This is a genomic window from Bradyrhizobium sp. AUGA SZCCT0160 (assembly GCF_018130105.1).
Lineage (GTDB): Bacteria > Pseudomonadota > Alphaproteobacteria > Rhizobiales > Xanthobacteraceae > Bradyrhizobium.
Genome location: NZ_JAFCMD010000048.1, coordinates 1 through 14,225, shown reverse-complemented (window position 1 = coordinate 14,225; position 14,225 = coordinate 1). Strand labels below are relative to the sequence as shown.

The window sequence follows — 14,225 nt, the reverse complement described above, 5'->3', positions numbered from 1 at the left end:
CTCGCCGCCTTGCGCCGCCTTGACGGCCAGGACGACGATCCCCCGCCGCGCGGTGGAGCGGCGATCCGGTTGCGGCGCCCCAGTTGGACCGCCGCGCTCTCCCGGAGATCGCAGCCATGCTGACGCGCCTGTGCTGGCCAGCCAAGCCTCCGCTGGCTGTGCCGTGGTTCGCATGGCAACGTGAACTGCGGTCCTCCGCCCGAGCGTGACGCGAAGCCTTCGACTTCAAGAAGCTCTAAGTTATAGAAGCGGCTTCATCGTGAGCGGCTAGCCCTCCTCGCTCGTCATCCAGAACGTAATCCCTCTTCCTGATGGAGTCTGGCGCTGGTTCCCAAGCCGGAAATGGAAAGGCTAGAGATACAGATTTAATCGCATAGGCCGTCGCGGCGCAGGAAAGCCTTATTGATCGCTACGGCTGCTTGCGCGCCCTCCGCGATAGCGACCGCGACGAGAAGAACGTCGCGGGATACATCGCCTGCAACATAGACACCGGGAACGCTGCTTTCTTCGGTGTCCGGGTCGATGACGACGCCTCCTTTCTCGTTACGCGCACACCCGAGACGTTCGGACAGGTCAGACGCCTGATGGCAGCCGGTCGAAAAAAACAAACCGGCGCGGGTCAGATCTGGCCCGGTCTCGAATTCAATCCTTGTGAGCTCTCCGTCCGCGCCTTCAAGGGATCGGACGGGCTCGGTGCGCAGCGGAATGCTGTGTTCTTCGAGTTTGCGAATTGCTTGCGCGCTAACTTCCGTTCCGTCGCTGCAAGCCACTACGTCGGACATCCAGTGCTTCATCATGACAGCAAGCTCTGCCCCCTTATCCTCCTTACCATAGGCCGCTACCGGCTTCCCCGCATATTCGAAACCGTCGCAGTAAAGACAATGATGCACGGAAACCCCATAGAGAGGTTTGATACCCGCGAGTTCGGGAAGTTCGTCAACCAGGCCCGTAGCAAGAAGGACTTTCGAAGCACTGCCAGCCGTGCCGTCCGCACAGACGAACTCGAACCCTTCTCCGGCGCGGCTGATGGCCGTGATCCGAGTGCGGCGCACTGCGACAGTCTTGTAGCGCGAGAGGTCTTCCCGGGCTTCGTCCAAAAATGAGCAAGGAGAACGCCCTTCCCTGCCGAGAAGCCCGTGAATGGCGTGGGAGCTCAGATTGCGCTGATGCCCTTCGTCGCAGACCAACACTGTGCGGTGGCACCGTCCCAAAATGAGCGCTGCACTCAGTCCGGCAGGTCCGCCGCCGACAACTAGAACGTCGAATTTCATTGAAAGCCCTTTTCGTTGCCTAGGTATATAGGCCCGTTCGCGATGCTTTGAACCCCTTCCCCCCATTCGGGCGTTACCAGTCGGGAGAAGGATCATGCCGCGCGCCAGAACAGCAGCCCCATGGACGGAATTGACGCTCGAAGAGCGTCGCGAACGGAGGCGTCTGCGGCGTGAAAAGCAGCGCGAGGATAACATCAAGCGTGCGACGAAAATGCATGCAGCCCGGGTAAGGACGGAAACGAAAAGCTCGGAGAAGCCTCCTGGACCCAAGCCGTCGATTTTCGTCGGTTGCTCCGGCTGGCGTTACTGGAAATGGCGGGATTCGTTCTATGCCAGCGTTCCGCAAAATGACTGGTTCGAACATTACCTTAGGCGATTCGATACCGTCGAAATCAACGCTTCCTTTTACTCGTGGCCAACGGTCGCCGGCGTACAAGCCTGGAAGCGCCAGCCCGGCAAGAAAAAATTCGTGTACACGGTCAAGGTTTGCGAGCTCATAACTCATATCAAGAAGTTCAAGGGCACAAAGACACTGGTGAAGGACTTTGGGATGATCGCCGATATTCTGGGCGATCGAATGGGATGTTTTCTGTTTCAGCTGCCGCCGAGCTATCGCTACACCAAGACCCGGCTCAATGACATTGTCAGCCAGCTCGATCCCGCGCGCCGCAATGTCGTCGAATTCCGGCACGCCAGCTGGTGGAATGACGAAGTGTACGGGGCCTTCCGAAAGGCCGGGATTATCTTCTGCTCCTGCAGCGGACCGCGCTTGCCCGATGAGCTTATCCGCACAGCGGATGAAGTATATGTCCGCCTGCACGGCCCAAAGCGATGGTATCGGCACGACTACTCCAAGAGCGAGTTGGCGATTTGGGCGGGCAGGATTAAATCGAGCGGGGCGAAGAACGCCTGGATTTACTTCAATAACGATAACGATGCTCATGCCCCAAAGAACGCCATAGCTTTGCGGCGCATGCTCGGGCGAGATGGTTCTAAGTAACGGTACCGAGGGTGACCTCCGTAGCCGTTCCGACATTTTGCGGGCGCATCCTCGCCCGCGGCTCGCGCGCTTGCCACCAAGCGCCAACGGCTCCGACGATCTCGTACCACAGCGAGGTTGGCAAATCGGCGGCTGCGATCCTGACCACGTAGCGATCGCGAATCCTATCCTTTGACCACTCCGCCGCCCCGAAATCGAATCCGAAGCTTCCCGCATGGCGTAGAGGCAAGCCTCTGCGTCGCAAGTCGGCACATAGTTCCGCGACGACGTCCCGCGCTTGGATCTCATCGAGCGTCCTGGCAGGAGCCAAAGTGACATAAAGACCGTGTGTAAAATGGCATTCGGCAGCTAATCCGGCGAGCTTCGCGGAAAGATAACGGGTCATCCAACGGCTATTTACCAGCATGGCGGCGACCCGCTTATTCGTCAGCGAACGATAGGCCGGAGATCCCACGTAAGGCGGGAAGTGCGCCGGCAATGCCGCGCCACCGAATAGTCGGACGGCGTTTCCCATCTCTGTCAGGAGGACTTCCAGCAACTGCTGCTTTGCACCCCCCGCGGGCGAGCAAGGAAAGACGGCCGATCCAAGCCGCCCATATTCGACGCCGAGGGAATCAAGCTTCGTATGGCTGCGAAGCAGTATAATCGGAGTTGCTGCACTGCGGGCCCAGCTCAAAGCTCGCAGGATCCGGCCGGACCCGCTGGAAAAACAGGTCGTATCGAAGAGAATCAAATCGAGCCGCGGTTGAGTACATTTAAGTGTCTCCTCAAACGCGCTTGCCGTGGTACAGGAGTCCAATACCAAAATCCGTGGCCGTGATCCCCGAAGTTTTGCGATTTCGGCAAATGATCCGCCGAGTTCGATCCTTCTTAGATGCTTCGTATGACCGTCTATGAGCTCGGTCGTCTCACCGTAGGAGTTCGGCATAGTGATGATGTCAGCTTCAGAGAAGACCGGAGCGGTCGCCATCAGCAGTCCCGAAATGGCGGCCATCCCCGACGCCGTATAGACCGTTTCGCTACCCGACTTGTTCTCGAGCGCGTAGAATGACGGACCTTTCACTTGCAGATCCGCGCGTTGATAGTCGTACTTAAATTCGAACGGGCCCCACCTCGGCCGACCCGCATGCGTCCATGCCGTTTCCGTCTGCCCCCAATCTTGAAGAGCGTGCTCGGCCTTAAGGGCTGCGGCAAGACGAAACTTCTGCTCGATCACCTCGGCTACCGAGTTTGGGAATCGAATCGTCAAAGGATCGCTGAGAGAATCGTTCAGCAGATCGAGCTCTTGCTTCTTTCTAGCGAGGTAGGCTTCTACGGTTTCCATGACGGCCTCTAATCGTCACATCAACGCGACATAGAAGAATTGGATCCTAATAGTGAGTGATCCCTTTTCGCACCGCGCGAAATGGAGTGCCGCCGGCGTCCTCAGTCCGCTAGGAACATTGTGCGAACACTGGCGTTAGTTGGTCCCGGAAGGCGCTTTTGACGGATGCTGGGATCAACCCGGAGAAATCCGGCTAGGCATCAATTCGACGATCATCTCGCCCGGCGCGGCTAAGTCGGAATTGGCTTTGCGACCCAATCAACATGGCGCGGCGCGTGATGGATCAGATCGCCGAGAAAGGCCGCGTTGAAGCCGGTCGGCGCGGGGTTGGACAACACTCCTAATCGATCGCGGAAGGCCTACCCGGCCTCCTGCATCCGCGGCACCGTCATGAACCGGAACAACCGGATCGTTTGGGGATTCACCCCTGACGAGGAGATTTCCGGTGCTGATGATTGACACGCCGAGGCCAAGGACCCGCACACTTCAGGGATGGGCGATCGAAGTGCTACAGGAAGTCGGCGCTATTCGAGAGTGCGAAGAGCACGGATGGATGCAGGACGGCGCCGATCCGCATGCCCGCGAGGGCGCGCTCGAAATCGCCCGCAAAAGCCCGCCGCCTGGAGTATCACCGCAGGTGGCTGCTGGAGCCGTCGCACAAGTTCTGGATTCGATAGGAGATACCTGCCCCGAGTGCCCGCCCGAATGACCCCGGTTCGCTCGCCGCCACGCCGATTGTTTGAAGCAATCCGGGGTGACTTAGCCTCGCGCGCGCTGCAATGCTGCTTCCAATCGCTCCCTCTCCTTATCCCAGCGGACGTTTTCGGTTCGCGATCTCTTCTCAAGAGCGGCCACCTCGGCCTTGATAGCAGCAACTTTCTTCTCATGCTCCCGCTCGGCCGCGTCCAACGCCGCTTGCGCCTTATCGACGGCCTTTCGCCGGCGTTCACGCTCCTTCCGTTTGGTAGCCTCTTCCCTCGCCCGTTCACGCTCGCGCCGTTTCTGCTCCTTTTCGAAGTCAACTGAGGCCTTGCGCTCCGCAGCCTTGTCGACGGCGCGCGGGGAAGGCTTCTTCACCTTGTGGCTTTTCGACTTGTCGCCATGGACCCCTTCTTGCACCTTCCGCTGGCCACTGCCATGGGTCAGCCGTATCGTCACCTCGCAAGTAGCGAGTTTGCGAAACAAGCGAACAGCGAGGCTGGGCTGGGATGGATCTCGGCGGCCCCCGCCCGCCGCAGCGAACCCTCCGTGAACCCGCCGCACAGCACGCCGATGGTTGCGATCTTCGCCTTCCCCGCAGCGATCGCGTCGTAAGGCGTGTCGCCGATCGCGACGGCTTCAGCGCCCTGGATCCCGAGCTTCTCTAGAACTACCTCGAAAATGTCCGGCGCAGGTTTCGATTCCTCAACGTCATCAGACGACGTCGTCAATTCCACCAGTTCGGTAATGCCAGCGATTTCGAGATATTTCTCGACTTCATCCTTCTTTGCGGAAGAAGCGACGGCAATCCGCCGTCCCGCGGCGCGCACGCGGAGCAGCAAGTCCGGGACCGCCGAAAAGGGACGTACAAGCGGCAGATACTCGGTCTTGAAACGATTGCCGCGCCACTCTTCCAATCTTTTGCCGTGGTCCCGTTGTTCATCAGCGGACAGGAAGACGGGAATGAGCTTGTCCCCTCCCTTGCCTATTTGGCTTCGAGCTTGCTCGAAACTCACATCATGGCCGAACTTAAGCATGGCTTCCTGCCATGCGAGCGCGTGGAGATCGACCGAGTCCAGAAGCGTGCCGTCCAGGTCGAAGATAGCGGCTTTCGACAACTTGCAATCCTCCATAGTCGAAGCGAGCGAGTTCGCTTCCTGTGGCACGGCAAGTTACCCGCTCAGTATCCATTATTATGAACCGCACTTTGGCCGCCAAGTCCTCTATGCTGAACGGCTTCGGCAAAGATGTGTACCGGCATTGTGGACGATGGCGTTCCCGCGTGTAGCCAGTGGTGAACAGTACCTTGACGTCTGGCTTCATGGCCAAAAGCCGGGTCTAGGCTGACTTACGCTGCGGTTTCGCCGACGGCTTCTTCGCCGCAGCTTCCTTCGCCGACTTCTTGCCGGCGATCGGCATGAGCATTTCCTTCTGACTGCTTGCGACCTTGCGTGGCTTTTTGGCCGGCTTGGAGTCCCTTGAAGCCTGTGCGCCGCCAATACTCTTGCGTAGCGCGTCCATCAGGTCGACGACGTTCTCCCCTCGGGGACGCTCTTTCGCAGTGATGGGTTTGCCGGCGCGCTTCTGGTTGATGAGGTCAATGAGAGCCGTTTCATACTGGTCTTCGAACTTGTCTGGCTCGAAGTGACCCGCCTTCTGATTGACGATGTGCTTGGCGAGATCAAGCATGTCCTTGGTAACTTTGACGTCCTGAATATCGTCGAAATACTCTTTCTCCGACCGGACTTCGTAGGGATAGCGCAGCAACGTTCCCATCAAGCCCTTGTCCAGCGGATCGAGGGCGATGATGTGCTCCCGATTGGTTAGCACCACGCGGCCTATCGCGACCTTGTTCATCTCGCGGATGGTTTCACGGATGACGGCGAAGGCGTTGTGACCGACTTTCCCATCCGGTACCAGGTAGTAGGGACGGATCAGATATCGCGGATCGATCTCGCTGCGGTCGACGAACTCTTCGATCTCGATGGTTCGCGTCGATTCCAGCGCGACATTCTCGAGCTCCTCCTTGGTCACCTCGATGTACGTATCGGTATCGACCTTGTAGCCCTTGACGATGTCTTCGTTTTCAACTTCCTCACCCGTGTCCGCGTCCACCTTCGCGTACTTGATCCGGTGGCCCGTCTTTCGGTTGAGCTGGTTGAAGGAGACCTTTTCGGATTCCGACGTGGCGGGATAGAGCGCTACCGGACAGGTGACGAGGGAAAGACGCAGGAAGCCTTTCCAGTTAGCGCGGGGGGCCATGGCTGGGAACTCCAAATACTGTTGCTGGGTTCAAGACGAACGGGCAGCCTTGGTTCCGACAGGGTGGCTTCCCAAGAAGGTGATTTTTTCTCAGAGCCCAGCACAAGTGGACTCGACTTTCGTTCTCTTTATGTTCTAGTTCAGGGGATGATCGACCGACCTGCGAGCTGGCGCATGCCTACCCCGAAACAGATGGAAAAACTGGCCGCAGAGGCGGTCCGGAAAGCAGCGAGCCCCGGTGCGGCTCCTGACCCTGCGACCCCTGCGATCCTCAACGATCCTCGAGCAGGGACAAATGGGCTTCGATTGGCGCAACGACATCTCTCGGAAATCCAGCGCCACGTCCTGCGCGTATCCTGCCGACGGTGCGACCGGACTGTGGAAATCCAGACCGCCGATGCGGTCCGATTGTATGGCGGCAACGCGGTCTGGAAGCATGTCGCGCAGCGGCTGCTGGACAACATCTGTCAACAGCGCACCGGCCGGCTTGAAGAAGACGGCTGCTGGCCGGCCGTCGATGCGACTTAGCCTTTCACCCAATTTGGTCTGCACTTGGATCTCCGAATGGCGCCGAAACACCACCCCACGCCGCTTTCGGGAAGTCACCGAAAGGCTTTGAAAGAGGAGCTCGGCAAGGCGCGCGCGATGACGGGTATCCTGGCTGCGCAGTCATTGGAAATGCGTTCCAAGGGCGCTGCACTGATTCAACAGGCCGACAGGTTGCTCTGCGAAAGCTGGAACGAAAGGATGTGGCGCGATGGCGAGCCGATCGATCCGTCACCCACCATCGACCAGGCTATTAATGGCGGCTTTCCTTGGCTCGAAATCCGTTGCTCACGGTGCAACACGCCGAACGATGTCGACCTGGCAGCTCTTAGACACCCGCCGACCACTTTCGTGCACGATCTCGCAAGCCGGCTGCGCTGCCGCAGGTGCGCCAAGATCGGGCGCCGCCCCTCGGCGACCTTGCTCCAGCTTAGCTGGCAGCCGCGCCATCTCAGAACCGAAGTTTAAACGTACAATCTCTACTCGGGCGCGGTTCCGCGTTGTGAACTGATTCCTGCGATCCGGCGCAATGTTTCGACCTCAAGAAAAATGCGTAGGAACGATCCGCGCTACCGCAGGTTCACTCTGCGCTGCAACATTTCCTAGGATCATCCGGATTTCGTGCACGCGCCGAAACGAGTGTGATCTATGACAGCAATCCAGACTATTAAACGCCTTCGCCGATCTGTTCCAGGTCGGCGCACGACCAACTCAACTTCCATCGTGGCAGCCTCGGTTGCGATCGGAGCTTTGGCCGCTATCGCCTTGCTCAATCAGCACCTTGCGAAGAAAGCCGAGCGTGAAAACCCACCTTCTGGTCGGTTCTTAAGAGTGAACGGCGTCCGACTGCATTACGTGGAACGTGGCACAGGCGATCCTGTCGTTCTTCTACACGGCAACGGAAGCATGATCCAGGATTTTGAATCAAGCGGTCTGATCGATCTTGTTGCCAAGGATTATCGGGTAATCGTGTTCGATCGTCCTGGGTTCGGCCATAGCGATCGGCCGCGCAATGTCGTGTGGACGCCGGATGCCCAAGCGGAACTGATCAAGCTCGCCCTCGCGCAGCTTGGCGTTTCCAATGCAATCGTCCTTGGACACTCTTGGGGCGCCTCCGTTGCGACCGCAATAGCTCTGAAATATCCCGGCCTTGTCCGAGGACTCGTGCTCGCCTCAGGATACTACTATCCGACCCTAAGGCCAGACGTGGTTGCGTTGGCCGCTCCGTCCCTGCCCCTTGTCGGAGACATCCTCAGTCATACCTTGTCGCCCCTGCTGAGCCGAGCCATATGGCCGCTGATGATGGCGAAGATCTTTGGTCCAAGATCCGTACCGAAGAAGTTTGAAGCATTTCCGAAGGAAATGGCACTCCGGCCATCTCAGATAAGGGCATCTGCCGCTGAATCGGCGCTAATGATCCCGGACGCGTTCATGCTGCGCAATCAGTATGCTGACCTGAAAATGCCAGTTGTCATCATCGCTGGTGAGCAAGACAAGCTCATCGATATCGACACTCAGTCGGCCCGACTGCACTCCGACGTTACCCAGAGCAAGTTTCATAGGGTTGCGGCGAACGGCCACATGATCCAGCAGACTGCCACCGATCAAGTGATGTCAGCCATCATGGAAGTAGCGGGCCAATCGACTGACCTTGTCGCCGCCGAGTAGCCGGCCCTAAAGGCCGGGCTTGCGGCGCCGCAAGAGCGTCAATCTTTGGAAGGCTTTGGTTGCGTTTCGCTGATCGGATCAGACGCCGGAAAGGTATCCTCGAGGCCCTTTTCAAGCTTCGCCTGCTTCTTGTCGGCTTGCACGGCCTGCTTTGGATCGTCTGCGTGTTTGTCGTGAGGTGCCGGGTTGAATTCCTTGGACACACTGCCCTCCTCTTTACAAACCCAAATCAATCGAGTGCCAGCGTTCGTTCAACAACCCCGCGAACCCGCTTTCGTTGCTGACACTTAGGAACGGAACCTGAATGGGGCAGTTGACCGCCCGGAGTGTTAAAATGTCCGATGCTGTCGACTATCTGCGCGCCTACGCCGTAAGAGCCATCTGCAAGGCGCGCCGGATGCCGTTTGGCAAGTCAAAGCGTCTTCAACGAGCAGTCGGCCGAATTTATGCTTTTGACCAAGGAGGCGGCTGTCGCCCCGAACGTCGATCATCTCGACGATTTTCGAACGGCGCGCCAAGTGGAAAAGTCGATCGCCACGCCTCCGCCACCTACCTGATGACTGGACAGACTGGAGTGCGCTTTGTTTGGCAATCGCCGGCGTCTCAAAACGCCAATGCGGTGCAAGCTCGCTCTTGAGAGCTCGCAAATCAGGGCATTTGTTCGCGCCTTCCACGCGGTAAGCTTAGATTGACTCGCCAGTCTTCAGACGCGGCAGCTGGAACCATGTTTCTCGTAGCTGGTTGGCATGACAGTTGACGCAACGAAAGCATACCAAATGCGCTCTCTTACCAGTCGATCACTCGTTTGTTGGACTCTTCTTTTTCTTGTTGTTTCCAGCGGGTGCATCGCTGCGCCAGAGTGCGACTCCATCGAAACCCGGAAGGCCGTGCTCCAATTCGTCTTGGACGACGGCAACAATCCACTGGTCAGTTATGCGGCCAGGAATTCAACAACCGGTAAGGCATCGGCTGACGCGACCTCGCAAGACTCGAAAAGCGAAAAGCCTCTGTATCAGCTCGGTCAGAGGATGGTTACGACCTCAAAGAGCAAGGACAAGCTGACGGTGAAATGCAGTGGCGAGATTTCGGCCGCCGTCGGCGATATCAAAGCGACGAAAGAAGTAACGTTCACCGTACAGCAATCCTCGGACGGCACGACTTCAGTCTCCGTCGATCCGTTTCAATTTTGAATCCCGCAGAGTGATGAATGAATGGATGGTTGCGCGGTTGGCGCGTTGAGACATGCCCCCTAGCCTTGGCGATGACCGTTTACAGGAAAGACAGGAAATAGTCGGGAATTGCGATGACCAAGGCGGACAACGTGCGTTTGCAGCTTGCCTCGCAGTCAATCTCCGGCTCTTATTAAAACTGCCGGAGGACACGACATGATTACCGAAATTGCACAGATCGAAATCAAGCCGGGTACTGAAAAGGACTATGAAGCTGCGGTCGCCAAGGCGGCGGACCTGCCCCAGATCAAAGGCTTCCACGGGTTCGAGCTGCATCGTTCTATCGAAAAGCCGCAGCGTTATCGGTTCATTGCTAGGTGGGATACTGTAGAGGCCCACAATGATTTTCGTGCCTCGGAGGCTTTCGCGGACTGGCGCGCGTTGGTTGGACCGTATTACGCGGGACCGCCCGAGGTCGAGCACACCGAGACAGTGGTCTCAACGTTCTAGCCCCTGAGCGCTGACGCATTCGTGGTCTTTCGGGTAAGTATCTAACTTCTGTTGTTGATCCAGAGCCGACCTCCGCTCGAAGCGTTCGATTCGGTTTACGAAGTCCGCTTGAGAACGGAGCGACGCTTGCTGAAGTTTCGGTTCGCAGCCGCGGAGCGGAATTGCTCGATGGCTATACCTAGCGCCGTAAGGGCACCTTCCTCAAGGACCCCGTGGTCATATTTGTCGAGCGTTTCGCGTACGATGTGGTCAATTTCATTTTCGATCTGCACCATATCCTCATCCGCGGAATCACGGATCTTAGCTGCGAGATCCAACACTCTATCCCTGAGCGACGATGCGTTCTCCTGCTCGTCCGGATAAAGGAAAGCGCGAAGACCTGCACCGAACGAACCTAACGCCGACAGGACAAGGATACCGCCCCAAAAGTAATCGCCGTAGCGCTCAAGGAACGTCCGTTCTGTTCCGTCAATGTAGGCAGCTACGCCAGGATGTGCAGGGATAGCCGCATCCTTTTCCGTATTAGGTTTTTCGATGGTCGCTGTATCGGGTATCTCGCGCAATATCATTTGACGATGAGCGAATAACTCACGGGAAAAGGCTGCAGCAGCTTGCTCCGAGAGGGCTTTGCCAGCGACGACAAGATTGCTAACCGCGACCACACTTACTGCTTCTGGCGGCAATGCTGGATTAGAACCGAAAGCAGACTTTGGTATCTCTACAGCCTCAATCGTCGGCTGTCGGAGGACGATCGCTTCGGCTGTTTCCAGGTCAAGAAAATTTGGCGCTTCCCGAAGCCGTGAGAACGATCGGAAGATTTCCGCAAGCGCCTTGCTCTTGATTGCACCCGTGGTCGCAAAGAAATTGAAACTTTTGTCTCCTGCCATGGCATCCATACTGCCAAGTGGCACGATTTCGACCTTGTTGGGGGGAACGCCCTCTGAGGATAGAACAACATTGAGCAACGCGAGGTCTGCAGATGTCCCGTTTAGTACAGCGATTCTGGAGCCGACGAGGTTCTTCCACTCTGTGGCTCGAGAAGGCTTTTGACCAGGTATGTGTGCCGTCCAAAGAAAAAGTGCGCTTTTTCGCAGCACAGCAATAGAAAGGAGATCGGCAGACATTACATCGCTTCGGACGGCGGCTAAGTCTGCGTCGCCTCTCCTCAAGAGCGCTGTCTCCTGACCTTGGTCCACCACGCTTACTGAGAGACGTACTGAGCTTCGTGCACGTGTAAGAACGCGAGCTATAGCTTCGACAATCCTGGCATCCTCGCTGGCGAAGGCCACGGCGATACGAAGTGTCATAGGCCTCAAGGTAGCAAACAGGATGCCACTGGCGATCATTGCAACGAAGAAGCCTGCCGCGGCCAACGCGTAAAGAACTCTGCGTCGATGTTCATTTCTCCGCCGTCTAGACTTCCGCGACGCTGCCTTTATAGCCATGAAATTGCGCCTTTCGAAGGATTCTAGACATACTTAGAGAGCAGGACGTCGCGTGACGACTTCTGCGATCGCTTTGGCTTCATTGGCAGCTTGATAACGACGATCCCGTCAGATCACAGGATCCTTGTATTCACAGTTGAGCCTGTTCAGTCCTTGAAAGCATCACCGATTCTGCCATGCAAACCTTAGCCGCTCCCACTTTGCTTCCGTCCAAGTCAGCGCTCTAATGAGGTTTTTGCAACAATGGGACATCCTGCGCAATGAACAGGAGACCGAGGGGCAGCATCCAGATACCCAACACAGGTAAGAAGCTAAAGACCCCGCCAAGAATCAGCAATAATGCGACAGTTAGACGAGCCGCGAATGAGGACGGCTTTCGCAACCAGTGAATGAAGCGAGAGATCCTAGCCGGCACTCGCCGATTGATCATCTCGAAATACCTATTCATCTCTTTATAAGAGGCGGTCATTTCATCTCGCATTAGTTATCGCCCGCGCAACTATGGGAACAACGCTGGAGCTCCAGAGTTCCGCGGCTGCGAGACGTTGCTCGAAAGCGGCGCCGTAAGCTGGCGACAAGACGATCCATCCCTCGCCCAACCCATCCGAAGTGAATTAGTTAGCCCGCGTGCCGCCGCCTCCTCGACGTTCCCGCCGGCCTCAGCCGGCTTTCGGAAGCGTCGCGGCTTTCGCTATCCGACCGCGCGTCGGCGATCGCTTTGGTGACCTCCGATCCGAACAGAAATATTTGCGCAGAGTAATAGGTCCAGAGCAGTATTACGATAAGGGCGCCTGCCGCGCCGTTGCCCGAACTCGTCGCTGTCGTTCCAAGATACCAGCCGATTAGACTTTTTCCCGTCGTGAACAAGAGCGCGGTCAGAAACGCGCCCGTGCGCACGTCCCGCCATGCAATAGGGGTGTCGGGCAAGACCTTGTAAATGGCGGCGAACAGCGCCGTGAACAGCGCAACCGACACAAGCGTATTGATGACGGATAAGATCAACGGAGCCAGCACGTTCCTGCTGCCCAGATAGTCGGTAAGTCCCGAGAGGCCGGTGCTGGCGGCAAGCGAAACCATCAACAGAAAGCCGAGGGCGCCGACCAGACCCAAACTCGTGGCCCGGCTCCTGATCAGCGAGAAAAACGGCTGATCGGGCGCCTTCGCCTTCCAGGTGGCGTTCAAAGCGGACTGCATTTCGCCGAAGACGCCTGAAGCCGTGACCAGCAGCATGACGATTCCAAAGATCGTCGCGGGAGTGCCGGTGTTCGGATCGCTCGATTTGGCGAGCATCGATTTGACCAGTTCGCCACTTTCCTGCCCAAGAACGCCGCCCATTTCCCGGATCAGGCTATCCCGCACCAGATCGTTTCCGAAAGCAACGCCGGCAACCGCCACGACGATCAGGAGGACAGGAGTCAGAGACGTGACAGCGTAAAAGGAAATTGCTGCGCCTCGACTCAACGCTTCATTGGCGATGTAACCCCGAACTGCAGCTTTAAGGATCTTCCACACTTCTAACATAACTCTGCTCTCGAGTGCCTCGTCGTCGTGTCCTGGCCGCCGCTCGATAAGAGAATGGCCGACGGTGCAGGGATTAGTTGTAGCCCGGCCTCGGGTATCCGCGCCTTTCTGCCCCCGTGGCAAAAATGGCATTTCGGACAGGTAAATTGAATCATCGGTCGAGACGACCAAGGAGGCTTCACGATTTTCAACGCCATCGGCCACGCTTCGCATTTTAGACATGCGACCAATTCGGCTTCGGGGGCGAGGTCCAGACCTGCGGGGCGTCCCGTCCAATTCGGCATCCGCGCACCGTCAGGGTGGTTATACCCGCCGCTGCCCATGCGATGACAGCACCCAACAACAGAGCCGCGCGGCGACGGAGAAAGCGAGCGGCGAGATTTGGTTATCGCGGCCCGAGCCTTTGCGATCACGCCATCGATTTTCGGCTTCCGGCCCGGCAAGACCGGTATTCGCCGCAACGAGTTGCGCCAAATAGGATCGATCCTCACTGCCCATTCCCGAATGGCTCGACGATATCAGGGTATTCGTCCGGGCTCCGCTCGCTCCTTACCGTCCACTCGCAGTTCATGTTGCGCTTTGCGACGCGCTCTTTCCCGCCGCGTCGACCACACGGCTGACCTTGCCTGATAGGGCGTCCATCGCCGCCTTTGCGTCATCGATCGTGAGCCCCTGCCTGCGCGCTTCGTCGGCCGCGGTTTCAACGACGGTGGCTGCAACCGTGGCCGCCTTGTCGATCTGCTGGCCTGCGATTTCGGCAGCCTTGCTTTTCAGGGTCTCGCTGGTTTCGCCAAGGTATGATTTTTCGAT

General features: G+C 57.6%; 16 protein-coding genes and 1 pseudogene. 8 read left to right on the top strand and 9 right to left on the bottom strand.

What is annotated here, in order from left to right:
- Positions 1 to 365: 365 nt before the first annotated feature.
- Positions 366 to 1,271 carry an NAD(P)/FAD-dependent oxidoreductase gene (locus tag JQ558_RS36700; protein WP_212212647.1) on the bottom strand — a complete coding sequence of 302 codons (906 nt, stop codon included), beginning with the start codon at positions 1,269 to 1,271 and terminating at the stop codon, positions 366 to 368.
- Between the two features lie 94 nt (positions 1,272 to 1,365).
- Between JQ558_RS36700 and JQ558_RS36695 the strand changes: the two genes are divergently transcribed.
- Entirely contained in the window at positions 1,366 to 2,271 is a 906-nt protein-coding gene (locus JQ558_RS36695; protein WP_249119662.1) for a DUF72 domain-containing protein, read from the top strand.
- Here the strand turns inward: JQ558_RS36695 and JQ558_RS36690 are convergent.
- Positions 2,264 to 3,595: a hypothetical protein gene (locus tag JQ558_RS36690; protein ID WP_212212644.1), complete on the bottom strand. Its 1,332-nt coding sequence runs from the start codon at positions 3,593 to 3,595 to the stop codon at positions 2,264 to 2,266. The genes JQ558_RS36695 and JQ558_RS36690 overlap by 8 nt on opposite strands.
- Before the next feature lie 451 nt (positions 3,596 to 4,046).
- On the opposite strand from JQ558_RS36690, the gene JQ558_RS37760 reads away from it, so the two are divergent.
- Complete coding sequence (locus JQ558_RS37760) at positions 4,047 to 4,304, top strand: hypothetical protein (protein WP_249119671.1); 258 nt, start codon at positions 4,047 to 4,049, stop codon at positions 4,302 to 4,304.
- A gap of 50 nt (positions 4,305 to 4,354) precedes the next feature.
- Here the strand turns inward: JQ558_RS37760 and JQ558_RS36685 are convergent, their stop codons facing one another.
- The 3 genes from JQ558_RS36685 to JQ558_RS36675 form a co-directional block, all read right to left on the bottom strand.
- Positions 4,355 to 4,753 carry a hypothetical protein gene (locus JQ558_RS36685; protein ID WP_212212641.1) on the bottom strand — a complete coding sequence of 133 codons (399 nt, stop codon included), beginning with the start codon at positions 4,751 to 4,753 and terminating at the stop codon, positions 4,355 to 4,357.
- Complete coding sequence (locus JQ558_RS36680; RefSeq protein ID WP_212212666.1) at positions 4,750 to 5,427, bottom strand: HAD family phosphatase; 678 nt, start codon at positions 5,425 to 5,427, stop codon at positions 4,750 to 4,752. Before JQ558_RS36680 ends, JQ558_RS36685 begins: the two co-directional genes overlap by 4 nt.
- Positions 5,428 to 5,632: 205 nt before the next feature.
- Positions 5,633 to 6,556, bottom strand: coding sequence for a Ku protein (locus JQ558_RS36675; RefSeq protein WP_212212638.1), 924 nt, complete (start codon positions 6,554 to 6,556; stop codon positions 5,633 to 5,635).
- Between the two features lie 147 nt (positions 6,557 to 6,703).
- Here JQ558_RS36675 and JQ558_RS36670 point away from each other — a divergent pair, with 147 nt between their 5' ends.
- The 3 genes from JQ558_RS36670 to JQ558_RS36660 all read left to right on the top strand — a co-directional run bounded on the left by JQ558_RS36670 (position 6,704) and on the right by JQ558_RS36660 (position 8,770).
- Positions 6,704 to 7,084, top strand: coding sequence for a hypothetical protein (locus JQ558_RS36670; RefSeq protein ID WP_212212663.1), 381 nt, complete (start codon positions 6,704 to 6,706; stop codon positions 7,082 to 7,084).
- A gap of 36 nt (positions 7,085 to 7,120) precedes the next feature.
- Entirely contained in the window at positions 7,121 to 7,570 is a 450-nt protein-coding gene (locus tag JQ558_RS36665; protein ID WP_212212626.1) for a hypothetical protein, read from the top strand.
- A gap of 180 nt (positions 7,571 to 7,750) precedes the next feature.
- On the top strand, positions 7,751 to 8,770 hold the full coding sequence (locus JQ558_RS36660) for an alpha/beta fold hydrolase (RefSeq protein ID WP_212212623.1): 1,020 nt from the start codon (positions 7,751 to 7,753) through the stop codon (positions 8,768 to 8,770).
- A gap of 38 nt (positions 8,771 to 8,808) precedes the next feature.
- On the opposite strand, the gene JQ558_RS36655 is transcribed toward JQ558_RS36660, so the two are convergent.
- Positions 8,809 to 8,973 (bottom strand): hypothetical protein, encoded by a 165-nt coding sequence (locus tag JQ558_RS36655; RefSeq protein WP_212212620.1) that lies wholly within the window; start codon positions 8,971 to 8,973, stop codon positions 8,809 to 8,811.
- Positions 8,974 to 9,104: 131 nt separating this feature from the next.
- Between JQ558_RS36655 and JQ558_RS36650 the strand changes: the two genes are divergently transcribed.
- The 3 genes from JQ558_RS36650 (at position 9,105) to JQ558_RS36640 (ending at position 10,449) form a co-directional block, all read left to right on the top strand.
- On the top strand, positions 9,105 to 9,407 hold the full coding sequence (locus JQ558_RS36650) for a hypothetical protein (RefSeq protein ID WP_249119665.1): 303 nt from the start codon (positions 9,105 to 9,107) through the stop codon (positions 9,405 to 9,407).
- A 109-nt stretch (positions 9,408 to 9,516) separates the two neighbouring features.
- Positions 9,517 to 9,960: a hypothetical protein gene (locus JQ558_RS36645; RefSeq protein WP_212296704.1), complete on the top strand. Its 444-nt coding sequence runs from the start codon at positions 9,517 to 9,519 to the stop codon at positions 9,958 to 9,960.
- Between the two features lie 195 nt (positions 9,961 to 10,155).
- Positions 10,156 to 10,449 (top strand): antibiotic biosynthesis monooxygenase, encoded by a 294-nt coding sequence (locus JQ558_RS36640; RefSeq protein ID WP_212212615.1) that lies wholly within the window; start codon positions 10,156 to 10,158, stop codon positions 10,447 to 10,449.
- Between the two features lie 95 nt (positions 10,450 to 10,544).
- On the opposite strand, the gene JQ558_RS36635 is transcribed toward JQ558_RS36640, so the two are convergent.
- From JQ558_RS36635 to JQ558_RS36625, 3 genes and pseudogenes are all read right to left on the bottom strand, one after another.
- Positions 10,545 to 11,573, bottom strand: coding sequence for a TRAP transporter substrate-binding protein (locus JQ558_RS36635; RefSeq protein WP_212212612.1), 1,029 nt, complete (start codon positions 11,571 to 11,573; stop codon positions 10,545 to 10,547).
- Between the two features lie 939 nt (positions 11,574 to 12,512).
- Positions 12,513 to 13,637 (bottom strand): YihY/virulence factor BrkB family protein, encoded by a 1,125-nt coding sequence (locus JQ558_RS36630; protein WP_249119666.1) that lies wholly within the window; start codon positions 13,635 to 13,637, stop codon positions 12,513 to 12,515.
- 345 nt (positions 13,638 to 13,982) lie between these two features.
- A pseudogene (locus JQ558_RS36625) lies at positions 13,983 to 14,225 on the bottom strand (hypothetical protein); the annotation flags it as partial.

What these genes read in the sequence shown, in the direction of transcription:
- JQ558_RS36635 (WP_212212612.1), bottom strand. Translation starts at nt 11,573, where the DNA reads ATGTCTGCCGATCTCCTTTCTATTGCTGTGCTGCGAAAAAGCGCACTT.
- JQ558_RS36665 (WP_212212626.1), top strand. Translation starts at nt 7,121, where the DNA reads ATGGCGCCGAAACACCACCCCACGCCGCTTTCGGGAAGTCACCGAAAG.
- JQ558_RS36650 (WP_249119665.1), top strand. Translation starts at nt 9,105, where the DNA reads ATGTCCGATGCTGTCGACTATCTGCGCGCCTACGCCGTAAGAGCCATC.
- JQ558_RS36695 (WP_249119662.1), top strand. Translation starts at nt 1,366, where the DNA reads ATGCCGCGCGCCAGAACAGCAGCCCCATGGACGGAATTGACGCTCGAA.
- JQ558_RS36690 (WP_212212644.1), bottom strand. Translation starts at nt 3,595, where the DNA reads ATGGAAACCGTAGAAGCCTACCTCGCTAGAAAGAAGCAAGAGCTCGAT.
- JQ558_RS36640 (WP_212212615.1), top strand. Translation starts at nt 10,156, where the DNA reads ATGATTACCGAAATTGCACAGATCGAAATCAAGCCGGGTACTGAAAAG.
- JQ558_RS36645 (WP_212296704.1), top strand. Translation starts at nt 9,517, where the DNA reads ATGACAGTTGACGCAACGAAAGCATACCAAATGCGCTCTCTTACCAGT.
- JQ558_RS36700 (WP_212212647.1), bottom strand. Translation starts at nt 1,271, where the DNA reads ATGAAATTCGACGTTCTAGTTGTCGGCGGCGGACCTGCCGGACTGAGT.
- JQ558_RS36660 (WP_212212623.1), top strand. Translation starts at nt 7,751, where the DNA reads ATGACAGCAATCCAGACTATTAAACGCCTTCGCCGATCTGTTCCAGGT.
- JQ558_RS37760 (WP_249119671.1), top strand. Translation starts at nt 4,047, where the DNA reads ATGATTGACACGCCGAGGCCAAGGACCCGCACACTTCAGGGATGGGCG.
- JQ558_RS36670 (WP_212212663.1), top strand. Translation starts at nt 6,704, where the DNA reads ATGATCGACCGACCTGCGAGCTGGCGCATGCCTACCCCGAAACAGATG.
- JQ558_RS36630 (WP_249119666.1), bottom strand. Translation starts at nt 13,637, where the DNA reads ATGTCTAAAATGCGAAGCGTGGCCGATGGCGTTGAAAATCGTGAAGCC.
- JQ558_RS36675 (WP_212212638.1), bottom strand. Translation starts at nt 6,556, where the DNA reads ATGGCCCCCCGCGCTAACTGGAAAGGCTTCCTGCGTCTTTCCCTCGTC.
- JQ558_RS36680 (WP_212212666.1), bottom strand. Translation starts at nt 5,427, where the DNA reads ATGGAGGATTGCAAGTTGTCGAAAGCCGCTATCTTCGACCTGGACGGC.